Annotated in this window: 15 protein-coding genes and 1 pseudogene; 14 read left to right on the forward strand and 2 right to left on the reverse strand. The window is 63.3% G+C overall.

The window, feature by feature from the left end; genetic code table 11:
* Window positions 1-260: 260 nt before the first annotated feature.
* From IF690_RS02945 to IF690_RS02955, 3 genes are all read left to right on the forward strand, one after another.
* The gene (locus IF690_RS02945) at window positions 261-2,711 is read left to right on the forward strand and encodes a glycogen/starch/alpha-glucan phosphorylase (protein WP_202698773.1); all 2,451 of its coding nucleotides are present in this window, start codon (window positions 261-263) and stop codon (window positions 2,709-2,711) included.
* A gap of 199 nt (window positions 2,712-2,910) precedes the next feature.
* The gene (locus IF690_RS02950; protein ID WP_202698774.1) at window positions 2,911-3,921 is read left to right on the forward strand and encodes a class 1 fructose-bisphosphatase; all 1,011 of its coding nucleotides are present in this window, start codon (window positions 2,911-2,913) and stop codon (window positions 3,919-3,921) included.
* Window positions 3,922-3,924: 3 nt separating this feature from the next.
* On the forward strand, window positions 3,925-4,527 hold the full coding sequence (locus IF690_RS02955) for a DUF924 family protein (protein ID WP_202698775.1): 603 nt from the start codon (window positions 3,925-3,927) through the stop codon (window positions 4,525-4,527).
* 121 nt (window positions 4,528-4,648) lie between these two features.
* Here IF690_RS02955 and IF690_RS02960 read toward each other — a convergent pair.
* Window positions 4,649-4,814, reverse strand: a pseudogene (locus tag IF690_RS02960) (hypothetical protein); the annotation flags it as partial.
* 289 nt (window positions 4,815-5,103) lie between these two features.
* Between IF690_RS02960 and IF690_RS02965 the strand changes: the two are divergent.
* Together IF690_RS02965 and IF690_RS02970 are read left to right on the forward strand one after the other, a co-directional pair.
* On the forward strand, window positions 5,104-5,358 hold the full coding sequence (locus IF690_RS02965; protein ID WP_045886280.1) for a lipoprotein: 255 nt from the start codon (window positions 5,104-5,106) through the stop codon (window positions 5,356-5,358).
* 35 nt (window positions 5,359-5,393) lie between these two features.
* Window positions 5,394-5,963 (forward strand): lipocalin family protein, encoded by a 570-nt coding sequence (locus IF690_RS02970; protein ID WP_092301905.1) that lies wholly within the window; start codon window positions 5,394-5,396, stop codon window positions 5,961-5,963.
* A gap of 43 nt (window positions 5,964-6,006) precedes the next feature.
* Here IF690_RS02970 and IF690_RS02975 read toward each other — a convergent pair whose 3' ends face one another.
* The gene (locus tag IF690_RS02975; protein ID WP_202698776.1) at window positions 6,007-7,371 is read right to left on the reverse strand and encodes a formimidoylglutamate deiminase; all 1,365 of its coding nucleotides are present in this window, start codon (window positions 7,369-7,371) and stop codon (window positions 6,007-6,009) included.
* A gap of 188 nt (window positions 7,372-7,559) precedes the next feature.
* Here IF690_RS02975 and hutC point away from each other — a divergent pair, with 188 nt between their 5' ends.
* From hutC to hutH (IF690_RS03020), 9 genes are all read left to right on the forward strand, one after another.
* Window positions 7,560-8,228, forward strand: a complete 669-nt coding sequence (hutC, locus tag IF690_RS02980; protein ID WP_252189563.1) for a histidine utilization transcriptional repressor HutC — start codon at window positions 7,560-7,562, stop codon at window positions 8,226-8,228.
* A 9-nt stretch (window positions 8,229-8,237) separates the two neighbouring features.
* On the forward strand, window positions 8,238-8,810 hold the full coding sequence (locus tag IF690_RS02985; RefSeq protein WP_202698778.1) for a HutD/Ves family protein: 573 nt from the start codon (window positions 8,238-8,240) through the stop codon (window positions 8,808-8,810).
* Window positions 8,811-9,291: 481 nt separating this feature from the next.
* Window positions 9,292-10,974 carry a urocanate hydratase gene (hutU, locus tag IF690_RS02990; protein WP_038582787.1) on the forward strand — a complete coding sequence of 561 codons (1,683 nt, stop codon included), beginning with the start codon at window positions 9,292-9,294 and terminating at the stop codon, window positions 10,972-10,974.
* 153 nt (window positions 10,975-11,127) lie between these two features.
* Entirely contained in the window at window positions 11,128-12,597 is a 1,470-nt protein-coding gene (locus IF690_RS02995; RefSeq protein ID WP_202698779.1) for a purine-cytosine permease family protein, read from the forward strand.
* 74 nt (window positions 12,598-12,671) lie between these two features.
* Window positions 12,672-13,640, forward strand: a complete 969-nt coding sequence (locus IF690_RS03000; RefSeq protein ID WP_202698780.1) for an ABC transporter substrate-binding protein — start codon at window positions 12,672-12,674, stop codon at window positions 13,638-13,640.
* Between the two features lie 71 nt (window positions 13,641-13,711).
* A complete protein-coding gene (locus IF690_RS03005) occupies window positions 13,712-14,563 on the forward strand; it encodes an ABC transporter permease (RefSeq protein WP_009046564.1) in 852 nt (283 codons plus the stop codon).
* Window positions 14,560-15,390: a quaternary amine ABC transporter ATP-binding protein gene (locus IF690_RS03010; protein WP_009046565.1), complete on the forward strand. Its 831-nt coding sequence runs from the start codon at window positions 14,560-14,562 to the stop codon at window positions 15,388-15,390. The genes IF690_RS03005 and IF690_RS03010 overlap by 4 nt, the downstream gene beginning before the upstream one ends.
* Before the next feature lie 138 nt (window positions 15,391-15,528).
* On the forward strand, window positions 15,529-17,052 hold the full coding sequence (hutH, locus tag IF690_RS03015; RefSeq protein WP_202698781.1) for a histidine ammonia-lyase: 1,524 nt from the start codon (window positions 15,529-15,531) through the stop codon (window positions 17,050-17,052).
* Window positions 17,053-17,210: 158 nt separating this feature from the next.
* Window positions 17,211-18,743, forward strand: coding sequence for a histidine ammonia-lyase (hutH, locus tag IF690_RS03020; RefSeq protein ID WP_202698782.1), 1,533 nt, complete (start codon window positions 17,211-17,213; stop codon window positions 18,741-18,743).
* Window positions 18,744-18,883: the final 140 nt, after the last annotated feature.

Genomic DNA, 18,883 nt, shown 5'->3' on the forward strand with positions numbered 1-18,883 from the left:
GTTTCCAGCGTGTGTATCAGGGCGCGCGATCATACCGGTACTGGTGGATTTTTGAACAACCATTTAACGGAATTCACGCCTGCCCATGGGGATTGCAGGGTCGGCACGGCATCTGCATCATTTTTACCCGCTGCCGCGGGAGACGCTGCCTCGGTTCGGGCCATTGCAAGGCGCACCGAACCAGAACCTCTGGCTCCTGTCAGACCGACTAGGCTCAGACAACTCCATGCTCACTGTCTATCTCGCTCGAGGTCGTATTCATGACTCAGGAACTGCAGGTTCGTGACGCTGAGGTGGCCGCTTTTCGCGACGCCGTGTTGAACAAGCTCACCTACGCGGTGGGCAAGGACCCGGACCACGCTTTCGACCATGACTGGTTCGAAGCCATCGCCCTGGCGGCGCGCGATCACATGGTCGAGCACTGGATGGACCACACGCGGCAGATCTACCGCAAAGGCCAGAAGCGTGTTTATTACCTTTCCCTGGAATTCCTCATCGGCCGCCTGCTTTATGACAGCCTGAGCAACCTCGGGCTGCTGGACGTGGCGCGCGATGCCCTGAGCGATCTGGGTGTCGACCTGGAGCGTATCCGCCTGCTGGAGCCGGATGCGGCGCTGGGCAACGGTGGTCTCGGTCGCCTGGCGGCATGCTTCATGGAAAGCATGTCGACCCTCGGTATCGCCGGCCACGGCTACGGCATCCGTTATGAACACGGCTTGTTCCGCCAGGCGGTAGTCGATGGCTGGCAGCAGGAGCAGACCGAACACTGGCTGGACTTCGGCAACCCCTGGGAGTTCGAGCGCCCCGAAGTGATCTATTCGATCGGCTTCGGTGGCAGCGTCGACACCGTCACCGACGAGGCCGGTCATACCCGGCAGGTCTGGTGGCCGGCGGAAACCGTGCGCGCGGTGGCCTACGACACGCCGGTGGTCGGCTGGCGCGGCGCCAGTGTCAACACCCTGCGCCTGTGGCGGGCGCGAGCCATGGAAGACCTGCACCTGGAACGCTTCAACGCCGGCGACCACCTGGGGGCCGTGGCCGAGGTGGCCCGGGCCGAGAGCATCTCGCGGGTGCTTTACCCGGCGGACAGCACCGAAGCCGGGCAGGAACTGCGCCTGCGCCAGGAATATTTCTTCGTTTCCGCGTCCTTGCAGGACCTGCTGCGCCGGCACAAGAACATGCACGACTCGGTGCTCAGCCTCGGCGAGCATGCGGCGATCCAGCTCAACGACACGCACCCGTCGATCGCCGTGGCCGAACTGATGCGCCAGCTGGTGGACCTGCACGGCATCGCCTGGGAAGCAGCCTGGCAGATCACCGTCGAGACCCTGGCCTACACCAACCACACGCTGCTGCCCGAAGCCCTGGAGACCTGGCCGGTGGGCCTGATGGAGCGCATGCTGCCGCGGCACATGCAGATCATTTACCTGATCAACGCCGAGCACATCGATTCACTGCGGGCCAAGGGCATCCATGACTTCGACGTGCTGCGCGCGGTGTCGCTGATCGAAGAAGACAACGGGCGCCGCGTGCGCATGGGCAACCTGGCGTTTCTCGGCTCCCACAGCGTCAACGGCGTGTCCGGGCTGCACACCCAGTTGATGCGCAGCACGGTGTTCTCCGAGCTGCACAAGCTGTATCCGGAGCGGATCAACAACAAGACCAACGGCATCACCTTCCGCCGCTGGCTGTACCAGGCCAACCCCAAGCTGACGGCGATGCTGGTCGAGGCCGTCGGCCCGGAGCTGCTGGACAATCCCGAGGAACTGCTGCTGGGGCTCGAACCTTTCGCCGAGAAGTCGGCCTTTCGCAAGCAGTTCGCCGAGCAGCGCCTGCACAGCAAGCGCGCGCTGGCGGCGATCATCCATGAGCGCCTGGGGATCGCGGTCAATCCGGCGGCGCTGTTCGACGTGCAGGTCAAACGGATCCATGAGTACAAGCGCCAGTTGCTCAACCTGATGCACACCGTGGCGCTGTACCAGGCGATCCGTGCCGAGCCGGAGATCGACTGGGTGCCGCGGGTGAAGATCTTCGCCGGCAAGGCCGCGGCCAGTTATCACCAGGCCAAGCTGATCATCAAGCTGAGCAACGACATCGCTCGCACTGTGAACAACGACCCGACCGTGCGCGGCCTGCTCAAGGTGGTGTTCCTGCCCAACTACAACGTCAGCCTGGCCGAAAGCATCATTCCGGCGGCGGACTTGTCGGAGCAGATCTCCACCGCCGGCTTCGAGGCCTCGGGCACCAGCAACATGAAGTTCGGCCTCAACGGCGCCCTGACCATCGGCACCCTGGACGGTGCCAACGTCGAGATGTGCGAGCGGGTCGGCGCCGAGCACATGTTCATCTTCGGCCTCAGCGCCCAGCAGGTGGAGGCGCGCAAACGCAACGGCGAGTTCAGCGCGGTGCCGGACATCGCTGCCTCCCATCGCCTCAACGATGTGCTGCAGGCGATTCGTGGCGGGGTGTTCTCGCCGGACGATCCGGCCCGCTACACCGGCCTTATCGATTCGCTGATCGACTATGACCGCTTCCACGTGTGTGCCGATTTCGACTCCTACTGGAATGCCCAATTGCATGTCGAAGAGCGTTGGCGCGACAGCGATCATTGGTGGCGTTCGGCGGTGCTCAACAGTGCGCGCATGGGCTGGTTCTCTTCGGACCGGACTATTCGCGAGTACGCCACGGAGATCTGGAAGGCTCTGGAATAGGCCGCCCAGCGGCCCCCGTAGCGTCGAAAAGGCGCAGGCTAGCGCAGCCTGCGCCGGCGGCTACGGGGCGGATTTCGGGCTACGCTCAACCCCATGCATGAACTCTCTGTGGAGGATCTCGTCTCATAGGAGGAAATGCACCCCCGACTCGCGTTAAACTGCGCGGGTTTTTTAGCCCCCCATTCCTCCGGAGCCTTCCATGTCCCGCGTTACCCTGAGTCGCTATTTGATTGAGCAGACCCGCAGCAACAACACTCCTGCCGATCTGCGCTTCCTGATCGAAGTGGTGGCGCGTGCCTGCAAGGAGATCAGCCACGCCGTGTCCAAAGGCGCCCTGGGCGGTGTCCTGGGCAGCATGGGCACTGAAAACGTCCAAGGCGAAGTGCAGAAGAAGCTCGACGTGCTCTCCAACGAGATCCTGCTCGAAGCCAACGAATGGGGCGGCCACCTGGCCGGCATGGCGTCCGAGGAAATGGACAACGCCTACCAGATCCCGGGCAAATACCCGAAAGGCGCCTACCTGCTGGTGTTCGACCCGCTGGACGGTTCGTCGAACATCGATATCAACGCGCCGGTCGGTACCATCTTCTCCGTACTGCGTTGCCCGAACGAATACCTGAGCCAGAACGAAGCCCTGAACGAAAAGGCCTTCCTGCAACCAGGCACCCAGCAGGTAGCCGCCGGCTATGCCATCTACGGCCCGCAGACCATGCTGGTGCTGACCCTGGGCGATGGCGTCAAGGGCTTTACCCTGGACCGTGAAATGGGCAGCTTCGTACTGACCCACGAAGACCTGACCATTCCTGAGAGCACCCAGGAATTCGCCATCAACATGTCCAACCAGCGTCACTGGGAAGCGCCGGTCGCGCGCTACGTGAGCGAGTTGATGGCCGGCGAGGAAGGTCCGGTGAAGAAGAACTTCAACATGCGCTGGGTCGCCGCGATGGTCGCCGACGTGCACCGCATCCTGACCCGTGGTGGCGTGTTCATGTACCCACGCGACAGCCGCGAGCCATCCAAGCCGGGCAAGCTGCGCCTGATGTACGAAGCCAACCCGATGTCGTTCCTGGTTGAGCAGGCGGGCGGTGCAGCCACCGACGGCCACCAGCGCATTCTCGATATCCAGCCTGAAGGCCTGCACCAGCGCGTAGCGGTGTTCCTTGGCTCGAAGGAAGAAGTCGCCCGCGTCACCGCCTACCACAAGGAATAAATCATGGCCGCGCCCTGGCAGCCCCTGCTCGACTGGTGGTTCGGCTCTGCCGAGAAACCTGCGGACATCGTCGCTGAAAAGGGCAAGCTGTGGTTTGGCAAGCGCGACAGCCAGGACCTCGAGGCGCGCGAGCGTTTCGGGGATCTGGTGGAACAGGCCTTGGCCGGCGGATTGACCGAGTGGGCGCAACGCCCGCAAGGCTGGCTGGCCCTGGTGCTGCTGCTCGACCAACTGCCACGCATGCTGTATCGCGAAACTCCCAAGAGCTTTGCCGGCGACCTGCGTGCCCAGGCACTGGTGGCCCAGGGCATCGCCGCGGATTTCGACCGGCAACTGCCCGCGATGCAGCGCAGCTTCATCTACCTGGTGTTCGAGCATTGCGAGAACCTGGCGGTGCAGAACGAAGCGATCTCCAGGTTCGCCGCCTTGCACGACGAACAGCCGCCGGAAGCTCGACCGGTGTTCGCCGACCAGCTGGACTACGCCGAACGGCATCAGAAAATCATTGCCCGCTTCGGGCGCTTCCCCCATCGAAACCGGATTCTCGGGCGTGAATCGACGCCGGAGGAACTGGCATTCCTGCGCGAGCCGGGTTCCAGCTTCTGAATCTGCTGAGCGGCATCAACAGCTATCGCGGGCAAGTCGGATCGCCGCCCGCTCGCTCCTACAGACGCCTAGGTTCTTCTGTAGGAGCGGCCGGTCGACGCTCGATTGCCCGTGATGCTTTTCAGATGCGGAAACTGCCCACCAGATGCGTCAACCGCGCCGCTTGCTGCTCCTGGTCGGCGCAGGTGCGCAGGGTTGGTTGCCTGCAGGTTTTCCACGCCTGCCTGGTTGAGGGTGTTGATCTCGGTGATGTCGACGTTGATCGACTCCATCACGGTGGTCTGTTCTGGTCATTAAGTGAACTACCGCGAGAGAGAGGTCAGCGAGGGGGCGTCAATTTGCCATGATGGCGGCTTTACGCTGCTTTTATGTCGACTGGCCATCAGTCAAGATGAGGCGCATTGAAGCCTGTCCGACGAAATGTCTTTGGCCGTCGCAAAGTGGTTGATTCGGGAGGAAATGCTGGGCGCTGCGTCACAATAAATAGCCGTCTGGCTGGGGAACCAGATGGGGCTTTTCTCTTCTAAGCTTCTGGTTGGCAGCATGCCATCCCCCCGTCCGCCCAGGAGTTTCACCATGTCCCTGCGTTCTCTCGCTCTGTTGTCGTTCTGTGTGCTGTTGGCTGCATGCGGCAAGGTCAATCAGGAAAACTATTCCAAGCTGTCGGCCGGCATGCCCAAGGCCGAAGTTGAAAAACTGCTGGGCAAACCGACCGATTGTTCCGGCGCGCTGGGCATGTCCAGCTGCACCTGGGGCGACAAGAACAGCTTTATCAGCGTGCAGTACGCCGGTGACAAAGTGCTGATGTTTTCCGGGCAAGGCCTGAAGTAAAAAAACCGGGGCCACGTGCCCACGGGAGAAAAATAATGATGCGTTTGCTAGTCACTCTTCTGGCCGGTCTGTTGTTGGCCGGCTGCGCCACTTCCCGGGACGATTCGCTGGCGCCCAAGACCGTTAATCACGTCGACCTCAAGCGTTACCAAGGGACCTGGTACGAGTTGGCGCGCTTGCCGATGTATTTCCAGCGCAATTGCGCGCAATCCGAAGCCCGTTACACCCTGTTGCCCGAAGGCAATATGGCGGTGCTCAACCGCTGCCTGACCGCCAACTGGCAATGGGAAGAGGTGCGGGGCACGGCAACGCCGCAGGCACCGGATAAAACCGACAAGTTGTGGGTCGAGTTCGATACCTGGTTTTCCCGGCTGATACCGGGTCTGGCCAAGGGCGACTACTGGGTGCTGTACGTGAGTGACGACTACAAGACCGCCATTGTCGGCAACCCGGATCGTCGATACCTGTGGCTGTTGTCGCGCCGGCCGAATGTCAGCGAAGCGGTTCGCGAGGACCTGCTGAGCAGGGCGCGTCAGCAAGGATATGACACCACCCGCCTGATCTGGCGCGTGTCGGACTCGGCGATGGCCAAGACCTCGAAGTGAATCCATGCAGGAGCCAGCTTGCTGGCTCCCGCGGTAACGGGCTTCAGCCGAGCAGGTCGCGCAGCACCCGGGTAAAGGCCCGATTGCTTTCTTCCTCGCCTGCGTGACGCCCGTCGCGCACCACCCACCGGCCGTTGACCAGCACATCGCGCACCTGACGATCGCCGCCGGCGAACAGCCAGCGGTTGAGAATGCCGTCGCCCTCGGCGGTGGCCAGGTAAGGATCGCTGCCGTCGAGCACCAGCCAGTCGGCGCGCTTGCCCACTTCCAGGGCGCCGATCGGCTGCCCCAGGGCCTGGGCGCCGCCGTCCAGCGCGGCGTCGTACAGGGTCCGGCCAACCATCGGCTGGTCGTTGCGATACAGGCGGTTGCGACGTTGATCGCGCAGACGCTGGCCATATTCCGCCCAGCGCAATTCTTCCACCACGCTCAGCGACACATGGCTGTCGGAGCCGATGCCCATGCGCCCGCCCTGGGCAAGGAAATCCACTGCCGGGAAAATCCCGTCGCCGAGGTTGGCTTCGGTCGTCAGGCACAGGCCGGCGATGGCCTGGCTCTGCGCCATGAGGCGGACTTCGTCGGTATTGGCGTGGGTGGCGTGGACCAGGCACCAGCGCTGATCGACCTCGGTGTTTTCATACAGCCATTGCAGTGGCCGACGTCCGCTCCAGGTCAGGCAGTCGTCGACTTCCTTCTGTTGCTCGGCGATATGGATGTGCACCGGGCACTGTTTGTCGCTGGCGGCCAGCACCTCGCTGATCTGCTGCGGGGTGACCGCGCGCAACGAGTGAAAGCACAGCCCCAGCTGCTGGGCCGGTTGTCGGGCCAGCAGCGGTTGCAGGCGGCTTTGCAGCTTGAGGTAGTTTTCCGTGCTGTTGATGAAACGGCGCTGGCCTTCGTTGGGCGTCTGGCCGCCGAAACCGGAGTGGCTGTACAGCACTGGCAGCAGGGTCAGGCCTATACCGGCGGCGCTGGCGGCCTGGCTGATACGCAGCGACAGTTCGGCCGGGTCGGTGTAGGGCTGGCCGCTGGTGTCGTGATGCACGTAATGGAATTCGGCGACCGAGGTGTAACCGGCCTTGAGCATTTCGATGTACAGCTGACGGGCGATGATGCCCAACTGGTCCGGGCTGATCTTGCCCACCAGGCGATACATCAGGTCGCGCCAGGTCCAGAAGCTGTCGTTGGGGTTGCCGGCCACTTCCGCCAGCCCGGCCATCGCCCGCTGGAAGGCGTGGGAATGCAGGTTGGGCATGCCCGGCAGCAGCGGGCCCTGTAGCCGCTCGGCGCCTTCTGCGCTGGCATCGGCCTGGATGTGGGTCAGCAGGCCGTCGGCGCTGACCTCGAGACGTACATTGTTGGCCCATCCGTTAGGCAGCAGTGCGCGTTCGGCAAAGAAGGCGGACATGGTTCAAGCACCCCGTCGTGTGTTATTTGTATATACATATACAGACGTTTGCCTGCTCGGTAAACTCCGGCAAGCTAGCCTCTTTCTTCAGCCAACAAGGATTTACTGTGCCGACTCCGCCCGCCAACTCCCCGCTGGCCGCCCATCTGGGCGATAGTCCGGCGCCCCTGTACGCCCGCGTCAAACAGATGATCACTCAGCAGATCGAGAGCGGAAACTGGCCCCCGCACTACCGCGTGCCCTCGGAAAGCGAGCTGGTCAGCCAACTGGGTTTCAGCCGCATGACCATCAACCGCGCGCTGCGCGAGATGACCGCCGAAGGTATGCTGGTGCGCATGCAGGGCGTGGGGACTTTCGTCGCCGAACCCAAGAGCCAGTCGGCCTTGTTCGAGGTGCACAACATCGCCGACGAGATCGCCGCGCGCGGTCATCGCCACACCTGCAAGGTCATCACCCTGGGTGAGGAGGCGGCGGGTTCCGAGCGCGCCGTGGCCCTGGAAATGCGCGAAGGGCAGAGGGTCTTCCACTCGCTGATCGTGCATTTCGAGAACGATATCCCGGTGCAGATCGAGGACCGCTTCGTCAACGCGCTGGTGGCGCCGGACTACCTCAAGCAGGATTTCACCCTGCAGACACCCTACGCCTACCTGAGCCAGGTCGCGCCGCTGACCGAGGGCGAGCATGTGGTCGAGGCGATTCTGGCCGAGCCGGAAGAATGCAAGTTGCTGCAGATCGAGCGCGGCGAGCCGTGCCTGCTGATTCGCCGCCGGACCTGGTCCGGCCGCCAGCCGGTGACCGCCGCGCGCCTGATCCACCCGGGTTCTCGTCACAGCCTGGAAGGGCGGTTTCATAAGTAAGGGGCATCAATGACTCAGTTGAACGTTTTGCGCGCGGCCAACTACCCGCGCATGCCGTGGAAAAACGGCGGCGGCAGCACCGAAGAGATCACCCGGGACGCCGGCACCGGCCTGGAAGGTTTCGGCTGGCGGCTGTCGATCGCCGATATCGGTGAGTCCGGCGGCTTTTCCAGCTTCGCCGGCTACCAGCGCATCATCACCGTGCTGCAAGGGGCGGGCATGACCCTGACGGTGGACGGCCAGGACAGCCGGGCGCTGTTACCGCTGGACCCCTTTGCCTTCAGTGGCGCCAGCCAGGTCACCTGCGGCCTGATCGACGGGCCGATTCGCGACTTCAACCTGATCTATGCGCCGGATCGCTACAGCGCGCGCTTGCAATGGCTGCAGGGTGGGCAGCGTTTCTTCACCCAGGCCAGCACGGTGCTGGTATTCAGCGTGGCCGACGAAATGCGCGCCGACCTGGGGGGTGGTGTCGCCGCTTTGCTGGAACGCCATGACTGCCTGCAACTGCTCGATAACCCCGGCCTGCGGGAAGTCAGCGTCAGCGGCGCTTGCTGCGTGATCGAACTGACGGCCATCTGACCTGTAGCCGCTGCCGCAGGCTGCGATAAGGCTCGAAGAGCCTTCCGAGGCCTGCAAGGGCGCGTCTCCTTCGGCGCCGATCGCAGCCTTGGGCAGCGGCTACAAAGCTCTCTGTTTCTCTCCCTCCCTGATCTTGTTTCTTTCGCGCACCAATTTGTTACCGAACGCCCCAGCGTGGCGCAAAGTCCTGGCGAAGTAACGGCTTTCACTCTTCTTGCCGCATCCCCCGCAAAAAAATAATCGTCACTGAAACCCTTGATCCAAAGGCCTTTGCGCCATTTCCACGATTTTCTTGAAGGCCCATTTAACGAGTTGGCCGATCGATTGCATATGCTTGTATGTACAAGTAAAGACGTATGCGTATGAGTCACTGAAGACTCTTCGCGGCGTCCCCTGATTCGCTTGCTGCGCAGCGCCCTGCGCGCAGGCACGCTCGCCCACTGCCTGGGTTGGTTTGGATTGATCGCTGAGGAGTTTTTTCGTGACTGAGAATAAACCTACGAAATACCGGAACGTCGAAATTCGCGCTGCCCGCGGCAACAAGCTGACCGCCAAGAGCTGGCTGACAGAAGCGCCGCTGCGCATGCTGATGAACAACCTCGACCCGGAAGTTGCCGAGAACCCGAAAGAACTGGTGGTCTACGGTGGCATCGGCCGCGCCGCGCGCAACTGGGAGTGCTACGACAAGATCGTCGAGAGCCTGACCAACCTGAATGACGACGAGACCCTGCTGGTGCAATCCGGCAAGCCGGTCGGCGTGTTCAAGACCCACAGCAACGCACCGCGCGTGCTGATCGCCAACTCCAACCTGGTACCGCACTGGGCCACCTGGGAACACTTCAACGAACTGGATGCCAAGGGCCTGGCCATGTACGGCCAGATGACCGCCGGCAGCTGGATCTACATCGGCAGCCAGGGCATCGTCCAGGGCACCTACGAAACCTTCGTCGAAGCCGGTCGCCAGCACTACAACGATGACCTCAAGGGCCGCTGGGTCCTGACCGCCGGCCTCGGCGGCATGGGCGGCGCCCAGCCTCTGGCCGCGACCCTGGCCGGTGCCTGCTCGCTGAACATCGAATGCCAGCAGAGCAGCATCGATTTCCGCCTCAAGACTCGCTATGTCGACGAGCAGGCCAAGGACCTCGACGACGCCCTGGCGCGTATCGCCAAGTACACCGCCGAAGGCAAGGCGATCTCCATTGCCCTGTGCGGCAACGCCGCTGAAATCCTTCCGGAAATGGTTCGTCGCGGCGTGCGCCCGGACATGGTCACCGACCAGACCAGCGCCCACGACCCGCTCAACGGCTACCTGCCGGCCGGCTGGACCTGGGAGCAGTACCGCGAGCGCGCCAAGACCGAGCCTGCGGCGGTGGTCAAGGCGGCCAAGCAATCGATGGCCGTGCACGTCAAGGCCATGCTGGACTTCCAGAAGCAGGGCATCCCGACATTCGACTACGGCAACAACATCCGTCAGATGGCCCAGGAAGAAGGCGTCGAGAATGCCTTCGACTTCCCAGGCTTCGTACCGGCCTATATCCGTCCGCTGTTCTGCCGCGGCATCGGTCCGTTCCGCTGGGCCGCGCTGTCGGGCGATCCGCAGGACATCTACAAGACCGACGCCAAGGTCAAGGAACTGATCCCGGACGACGCTCACCTGCACAACTGGCTAGACATGGCGCGCGAGCGCATCAGCTTCCAGGGCTTGCCGGCGCGTATCTGCTGGGTCGGCCTGGGCCTGCGCGCCAAGCTTGGCCTGGCGTTCAACGAAATGGTGCGCAGCGGCGAGCTGTCGGCGCCGATTGTCATCGGACGCGACCACCTGGACTCCGGCTCGGTATCCAGCCCGAACCGCGAAACCGAATCGATGCAGGACGGTTCCGACGCCGTGTCCGACTGGCCGTTGCTCAATGCCCTGCTCAACACCGCCAGCGGCGCGACCTGGGTTTCTCTGCACCACGGCGGTGGCGTCGGCATGGGCTTCTCCCAGCACTCCGGGATGGTGATCGTCTGCGACGGTACCGACGAAGCGGCCGAGCGTATCGCCCGCGTGCTGCATAACGACCCGGGTACCGGTGTCATGCGTCACGCCGATGCCGGTTACCAGATCGCCATCGACTGCGCCAAGGAACAGGGCCTGAACCTGCCGATGATCACTGGCAAGTAAGACGCAGCAACGCTTCTGTAGGAGCGAGCTTGCTCGCGAAAAAGGTACATCCAATACCAATCCTGGGGCTGGAAGATCCTATCGCGAGCAAGCTCGCTCCTACCGGGGCGGAGATCGGGGTTTCAGAACAGAACAATCCACAGAGGTCGCACCATGGCTGTCAATGATGAGCGCGCAAGCAGTAAACCCCTGATCGAACGGCGCTCGATCAACTACATCCCCGAGGGCGAACGCCACGGCAAGCTCTACAGCCAGTTCACCCTGTGGTTGGGAGCCAACCTGCAGATCACGGCCATCGTCACTGGCGCTCTGGCGGTGGTGCTGGGTGGCGATGTGTTCTGGTCGCTGATCGGCCTGCTCATCGGTCAACTGCTGGGCGGCGGTGTGATGGCGTTGCATGCGGCGCAGGGGCCCAAGCTCGGCCTGCCGCAGATGATCTCCAGCCGGGTGCAGTTCGGCGTCTATGGCGCGGCCATCCCGATCGTGCTGGTGTGCTTGATGTACCTGGGTTTCACCGCCACCGGCACTGTGCTTTCCGGACAGGCGCTGGGCCAGCTGTTCGGCGTCAGTGACAGCGTCGGGATCCTGATCTTCGCCAGCGTCATCGTGCTGGTCACGGTGCTTGGCTACCGGGTGATCCATTTCATCGGTCGCGCCGCCAGCGTCATTGGCGTGATCGCCTTCGTCTACCTGTTCAGTCGCCTGATGAGCCAGACCGACATCGGCGCACTCCTGGAAATCCGCCACTTCAGCTGGAGCAGCTTCCTGCTCGCGGTGTCGCTCGCCGCGTCCTGGCAGATCGCTTTCGGCCCCTATGTGGCGGACTATTCGCGCTACCTGCCGAGCAAGACCTCCTCGGTGAAAACCTTCCTCGCCGCTGGCGCAGGTTCGGTGATCGGCGCGCAGGTGGCGATGATCCTCGGCGTGTTCGCCGCGGCCATGGCCAACGGGCAGTTCGCCGGCCATGAAGTGGCCTACATCGTCGGCCTGGGCGGCAGCGGTGCCACCGCCGCGCTGCTGTACTTCAGCATCGCCTTCGGCAAGGTCACCATCTCGACGCTGAACTCCTATGGCAGCTTCATGTGCATCGCCACCATCATCAGTGGCTTCCGTGGCCACTTGGAGGTGACGCGCTTGCAGCGCCTGGTGTTCGTGCTGGTCATCGTCGGTACCGCGACCCTGATCGCCTTGCTCGGCCAGCATTCGTTCCTCGGGGCGTTCAAGTCTTTCATCCTCTTCCTGCTGGCCTTCTTCACCCCGTGGAGCGCGGTCAACCTGGTGGACTACTACTGCATCACCCGTGAGAACTATGACGTGCCGGCGCTGGCCGATCCGGACGGTCGCTACGGCCGCTGGAACATCCTCGGTATCGGCGTCTATGTGATCGGTGTGCTGGTACAGCTGCCGTTCATCGCCACCAAGTTCTACACCGGTCCGCTGGTGGAAGCCCTGGGGGGCGTGGATATCTCCTGGATCGTTGGCCTGGTGGTTCCCGCGGCGCTGTATTACGTCTGTGCGAAAAAATGGCATGGGGTTGTACCCGATCGCCTGATCCTGCCGGTAGAGCAGGACTCGATCACAGAACAAAAGCTGAGTGGGGCAGGCCGCGCTACTGCGGTCTAGACCTGATTGGACGTGGACGGGCTGGATGCCTCTTAACTGCCGTAATCCATTTCAACGATTGGGAGCGTCACACAATGAAAATGAATAAGACCCTGCTGACCACTTTGTTTTCCATGGGCCTGCTGGCCAGCGCCGGCGCTACCCAGGCGGCCGGCTGGTGCGAGTCGGGCAAACCGGTGAAATTCGCCGGCCTGAACTGGGAAAGCGGCATGTTGCTGACCGACGTGCTGCAAGTGGTCCTGGAAAAAGGCTACGGCTGCAAGACCGATAGCCTGCCAGGCAACTCCATCACCATGGAGAACGCCCTGAGCAGCAATGACATCCAGGTTTTCGCCGAGGAGTGGGTCGGTCGCAGCGAGGTCTGGAACAAGGCCGAGAAGGCCGGCAAGGTGGTCGGCGTCGGCGCCCCGGTCGTGGGCGCAATCGAAGGCTGGTACGTGCCGCGCTACGTGATCGAAGGCGACGCCAAGCGCAAGCTGGAAGCCAAGGCCCCGGACCTGAAGAACATCGCCGACCTGGCCAAGTACTCCGCCGTGTTCAAGGACCCGGAAGAACCGAGCAAGGGCCGTTTCTACAACTGCCCGGCCGGCTGGACCTGCGAGCTGGACAACAGCGAGATGCTGAAAAGCTACGGCCTGGAAAGCAGCTACACCAACTTCCGCCCAGGCACCGGCCCGGCGCTGGATGCCGCGGTGCTGTCGAGCTACAAGCGTGGCGAACCGATCCTGTTCTACTACTGGTCGCCAACCCCGCTGATGGGCCAGGTCGACCTGGTGAAACTGGAAGAGAAGCCGGGCGTGGACAAGAGCGTGACCATCAAGGTCGGCCTGTCCAAGACCTTCCACGAACAAGCGCCTGAGCTGGTGGCCGTGCTGGAAAAGGTCAACCTGCCGATCGACCTGCTGAACCAGAACCTGGGCCGCATGGCGAAGGAACGTATCGAGTCGCCGAAACTGGCGAAAATTTTCCTCAAGGAACATCCTGAAGTCTGGCACGCATGGGTGAGCGACGACGCCGCCAAGAAAATCGACGCGGCCTTGTAGGTAGAGCCTTTCCGGCTGCCTGAAGCGCAGCCGGGAGCCTTGCCGCAACCCACTTGATCGAGAGCCTCTCTATGTTTCCTGAAAGCTTCACCTTTTCCATCGCCGACTGGGTCAACGGTTGGGTCGATTCGCTGGTGACCAACTACGGCGATGTGTTCCGCCACATCTCCGACACCCTGCTGTGGGCCATCGTCAACCTCGAAGGCCTGCTGCGCCTGGCGCCCTGGTGGCTGATGCTGGCGATCGTCGGCGGCATCGCCTGGCATTCGACCCGCAAGCTGGTGACCACCGCGGTGATCGTCGGCCTGCTGTTCCTGGTGGGCGCGGTCGGCCTGTGGGACAAGCTGATGCAGACCCTGGCGCTGATGCTGGTGGCGACCTTCATTTCGGTGCTGATCGGCATTCCCCTGGGCATCCTCTCGGCGCGCAGCAATCGCCTGCGTTCGGTGCTGATGCCGCTCCTGGACATCATGCAGACCATGCCGAGCTTCGTGTACCTGATCCCGGTGCTGATGCTGTTCGGCCTGGGCAAGGTACCGGCGATCTTCGCCACCGTGATCTATGCCGCACCGCCGCTGATCCGCCTGACCGACCTGGGGATTCGCCAGGTCGACGGCGAAGTCATGGAAGCGATCAACGCCTTCGGCGCCAACCGCTGGCAGCAACTGTTCGGCGTGCAACTGCCGCTGGCCCTGCCGAGCATCATGGCCGGGATCAACCAGACCACCATGATGGCCCTGTCGATGGTGGTGATCGCTTCGATGATCGGTGCCCGTGGCCTGGGCGAAGACGTGCTGGTGGGCATCCAGACCCTCAACGTCGGCCGTGGCCTGGAAGCCGGCCTGGCGATCGTGATTCTGGCCGTGGTCATCGACCGTATTACCCAAGCCTATGGTCGTCCACGCCATGAGGTGAGCAAATGAACAACGCAACCGTGAGCAAGATCGAAGTCAAGAACGTCTTCAAGATTTTCGGCAACCGTTCGGCTGATGCGCTGAACATGATTCGCCAGAACAAGACCAAGGACCAGGTGCTGGCCGAGACCGGCTGCGTGGTCGGGGTCAACGACCTGTCGCTGAGCATCGGCACCGGCGAGATCTTCGTGATCATGGGCCTGTCCGGCTCCGGCAAGTCGACCTTGGTGCGCCACTTCAACCGCCTGATCGACCCGACCAGCGGCGCGATCCTGGTGGACGGCGTGGACATCCTGCAATACGACATGGAAGCCCTGCGCGAATTTCGCCGGCACAAGATCAGCATGGTGTTCCAGAGCTTCGGCCTGTTGCCGCACAAGACCGTGCAGGAAAACGTCGCCTACGGCCTCAAGGTGCGTGGCGAGAGCAAGGAAGTCTGCGCCGAGCGCGCGCTGCACTGGATCAACACCGTGGGCCTCAAGGGCTATGAGGCCAAGTACCCGCACCAGCTGTCCGGCGGCATGCGCCAGCGCGTCGGCCTGGCCCGCGCCCTGGCGGCGGACACCGACATCATCCTGATGGACGAGGCCTTCAGTGCCCTCGACCCGCTGATCCGCGCCGAAATGCAGGACCAGTTGCTGGAGCTGCAGAAGACCCTGCACAAGACCATTGTCTTCATTACCCACGACCTCGACGAGGCCGTGCGCATCGGCAACCGCATCGCGATCCTCAAGGATGGCCGGCTGATCCAGGTCGGCACGCCGAAAGAGATCCTGCATTCGCCGGCGGACGAGTACGTCGACCGTTTCGTGCAGCGGCGCGCGGCGGTGGTTTAAAGGTTTTGGGGGATCGTGGCCTGTAGGTTTTTATCGCGAGCAAGCTCGCTCCTACAGGTTTTCACTGCCTCTGTAGGAGCGAGCTTGCTCGCGATAGACCGCAAAGCGGCCTCAATAAAGTATTCGAGGACACCTGGCATGTCGCAGGCTGAAAAAATCGTTATCGCCGACGCCCCGCTGCGTTGGCAGGATGTGGTCGCCGTAGCCCGGCATGGCGCGCAGCTCGAGCTGTCGGCCCAGGCCTGGGCGCGGATCGAGAATGCCCAGGCCATCGTCCAGCGCATCGTCGCCAGCGGCGAACGCGCCTATGGCATCAATACCGGCCTGGGCGCGCTGTGCAACGTTTCGCTGCCGGACGAACAACTGAGCCAGCTGTCGCGCAACACCTTGCTCAGCCATGCCTGTGGCGTGGGTGCGCCGCTGGCCGACGAGCAGACCCGGGCGATCATCTGCGCGGCCATCGTCAACTACAGCCACGGCAAGTCCGGCCTGCATCGCCGGGTGGTCGAGGCGCTGCTGGCCCTGCTCAATCGCGGTATCACCCCGCAGGTGCCGTCCCAGGGCTCGGTGGGTTACCTGACCCACATGGCCCATATCAGCATCGCCTTGCTCGGTGTCGGCCAGGTCAGCTATCGCGGGCAGGTCGTATCGGCCGAGCAGGCGCTGGCGGCGGAAGGCCTGCAACCGGTGCAACTGGGGGCCAAGGACGGTCTGTGCCTGGTCAACGGTACGCCGTGCATGACTGGCTTGAGCTGCCTGGCCCTGGCCGACGCCACGCGCCTGCTGCAGTGGGCCGATGTGATCGGCGCCATGAGCTTCGAGGCCCAGCGCGGGCAGATCGCCGCGTTCGATGCCGAGATCATTGCGCTCAAGCCACACCCGGGCATGCAGCAGGTCGGCATCAACCTGCGCGCCTTGCTCGACGGCAGCGAAGTGATTGCCACCAGCAAAGGCATCCGCACCCAGGATGCCCTGAGCATCCGCTCCATCCCGCAAGTTCACGGCGCCGCCCGCGATCAGTTGGCGCACGCGACGCAGCAGGTCGAGACCGAACTCAACTCCGTCACCGATAACCCGATGGTGCTGGGCACTCCGGACAACTACCGGGTGATGTCCCAGGCCAACCCCCACGGCCAGTCGGTGGCGCTGGCGGCGGACCTGCTGGCAATCGCCATGGCCGAGATCGGCTCGATCGCCGAGCGGCGCCTGGATCGCTTGATCAACCCCCATGTCAGCGGTTTGCCGGCGTTCCTGGTGAGCAATCCCGGGGTCAATTCCGGAATGATGATCGTCCAGTACGTCGCGGCCTCGCTGTGCGCGGAGAACCGCCAGCTGGCGCAACCGGCGGTGCTCGACAACTACGTCACCTCCGGCCTGCAGGAAGACCACCTGAGCCTGGGCACCAACGCCGCGCTGAAGCTTTCCCGCGTGCTGGAAAACTGCACCCGGATCCTCGCCATCGAATACCTGCTGGCGGCCCAGGCCTTCGAGTTTCTCAAGGAACAGCGTTTCGGTGCCGGCACCGATGCGGCCTGGAAGCTGCTGCGCCAGCGGGTTGCGGCCTACGACCAGGATCGTTGGCTGGCCCCGGACATCGCCAGCGCGGCGGCGCTGCTCAAGGCTCCAGCCTTGCTGCAGGAGGTTTTACCGGGCGTGCGCTGAACCACGCCTGGCAAGAACAGGATTTTCCACGACAACGGTTTCCACGAAAAACCAGCGTGCCAAGGCGCCACTCGCTCACAAAAGGCGGGCTGCGACGGATAACGGAAGCTTCCGGAGCGACTGGTAGTTAATAACAAACTCTCAAAAGGAGCATAAATGTGACTGCGCTAAACCTGATTCCCGGCCAACTGACCCTGGCCCAACTGCGGGCCGTCTACCAACAGCCGGTAACCGTCAGCCTCGATGACAGTGCATCGAAGCAGATCGACGCCAGCGTCGCCTGTGTCGAGCAGATCCTCGCCGAGAACCGCACCGCCTACGGCATCAACACCGGTTTCGGCCTGCTGGCCTCGACCCGTATCGCCAGCGCAGACCTGGAAAACCTCCAGCGCTCCCTGGTGTTGTCCCATGCCGCCGGTGTCGGCGAGCCGATCAGCGACGCCTTGGTACGCCTGATCATGGTGCTCAAGGTCAACAGCCTGAGCCGTGGTTTCTCCGGCATCCGCCGCCAGGTGATCGACGCGCTGATCGCCTTGATCAACGCCGAGGTCTATCCGCACATCCCGCTCAAGGGCTCGGTGGGCGCTTCCGGCGACCTCGCGCCGCTGGCGCACATGTCCCTGGTGCTGCTGGGCGAAGGCAAGGCCCGTTACAAAGGCCAATGGCTGAACGCCACCGAAGCCCTGAGCGTGGCCGGCCTCAAGCCGCTGACCCTGGCGGCCAAGGAAGGCCTGGCGCTGCTCAACGGCACCCAGGTGTCCACCGCCTTTGCCCTGCGTGGCCTGTTCGAAGGCGAAGACCTGTTCGCCGGTGCCCTGGCCTGTGGCGGCCTGACCGTCGAGGCGGTGCTGGGCTCGCGTTCGCCGTTCGATGCGCGGATTCATGCCGCTCGTGGCCAGAAGGGCCAGATCGACGCCGCCGCGGCCTACCGCGACCTGCTGGGCGACAGTAGCGAAGTCTCCAAGTCGCACCAGAACTGCGACAAGGTGCAGGACCCGTACTCCCTGCGCTGCCAGCCGCAGGTCATGGGCGCTTGCCTGACCCAGTTCCGCCAGGCCGCCGAGGTGCTGGTGGTCGAAGCCAACGCCGTGTCGGATAACCCGCTGGTGTTCGCCGCCGAAGGCGACGTGATCTCCGGTGGCAACTTCCACGCCGAGCCGGTGGCCATGGCCGCCGACAACATGGCCCTGGCCATCGCCGAAATCGGTTCCCTGAGCGAGCGCCGCATCTCGCTGATGATGGACAAGCACATGTCCCAGCTGCCGCCGTTCCTGGTGGCCAATGGCGGGGTCAACTCCGGCTTCATGATCGCCCAGGTGACCGCCGCGGCCCTGGCCAGCGAAAACAAGGCGCTGGCCCATCCGCACTCGGTGGACAGCCTGCCGACTTCCGCCAACCAGGAAGACCATGTATCCATGGCGCCCGCCGCTGGCAAGCGCCTGTGGGAAATGGCCGAAAACACCCGTGGCATCCTCGCCGTGGAATGGCTGGCAGCCTGCCAGGGCCTGGACCTGCGTGAGGGCCTGAAGACCTCGACCAAGCTGGAAAAGGCCCGCGCTACCCTGCGCAGCAAAGTGCCGTTCTACGAGAAGGACCGCTTCTTCGCCCCGGACATCAACGCCGCGAGCGAGCTGCTGGCGTCCCGTTGCCTGAATGAGCTGCTGCCGGCCAAGTTGCTGCCGAGCCTGTAACGACCATGCCGGTAGCCGCTGACGAGGCACGAGGCTGCGATGGGCTGCACAGCAGCCCCCGAGGGTGGTCCTGCGGACCGCTTCGCAGCCTCGTGCCTCGGCAGCGGCGACAGGTGGTTCCGGTTTTCTCCGATAAAAAT

It is taken from the genome of Pseudomonas sp. SK3(2021) (assembly GCF_016772375.1).
Classification (GTDB): domain Bacteria; phylum Pseudomonadota; class Gammaproteobacteria; order Pseudomonadales; family Pseudomonadaceae; genus Aquipseudomonas; species Aquipseudomonas chlororaphis_I.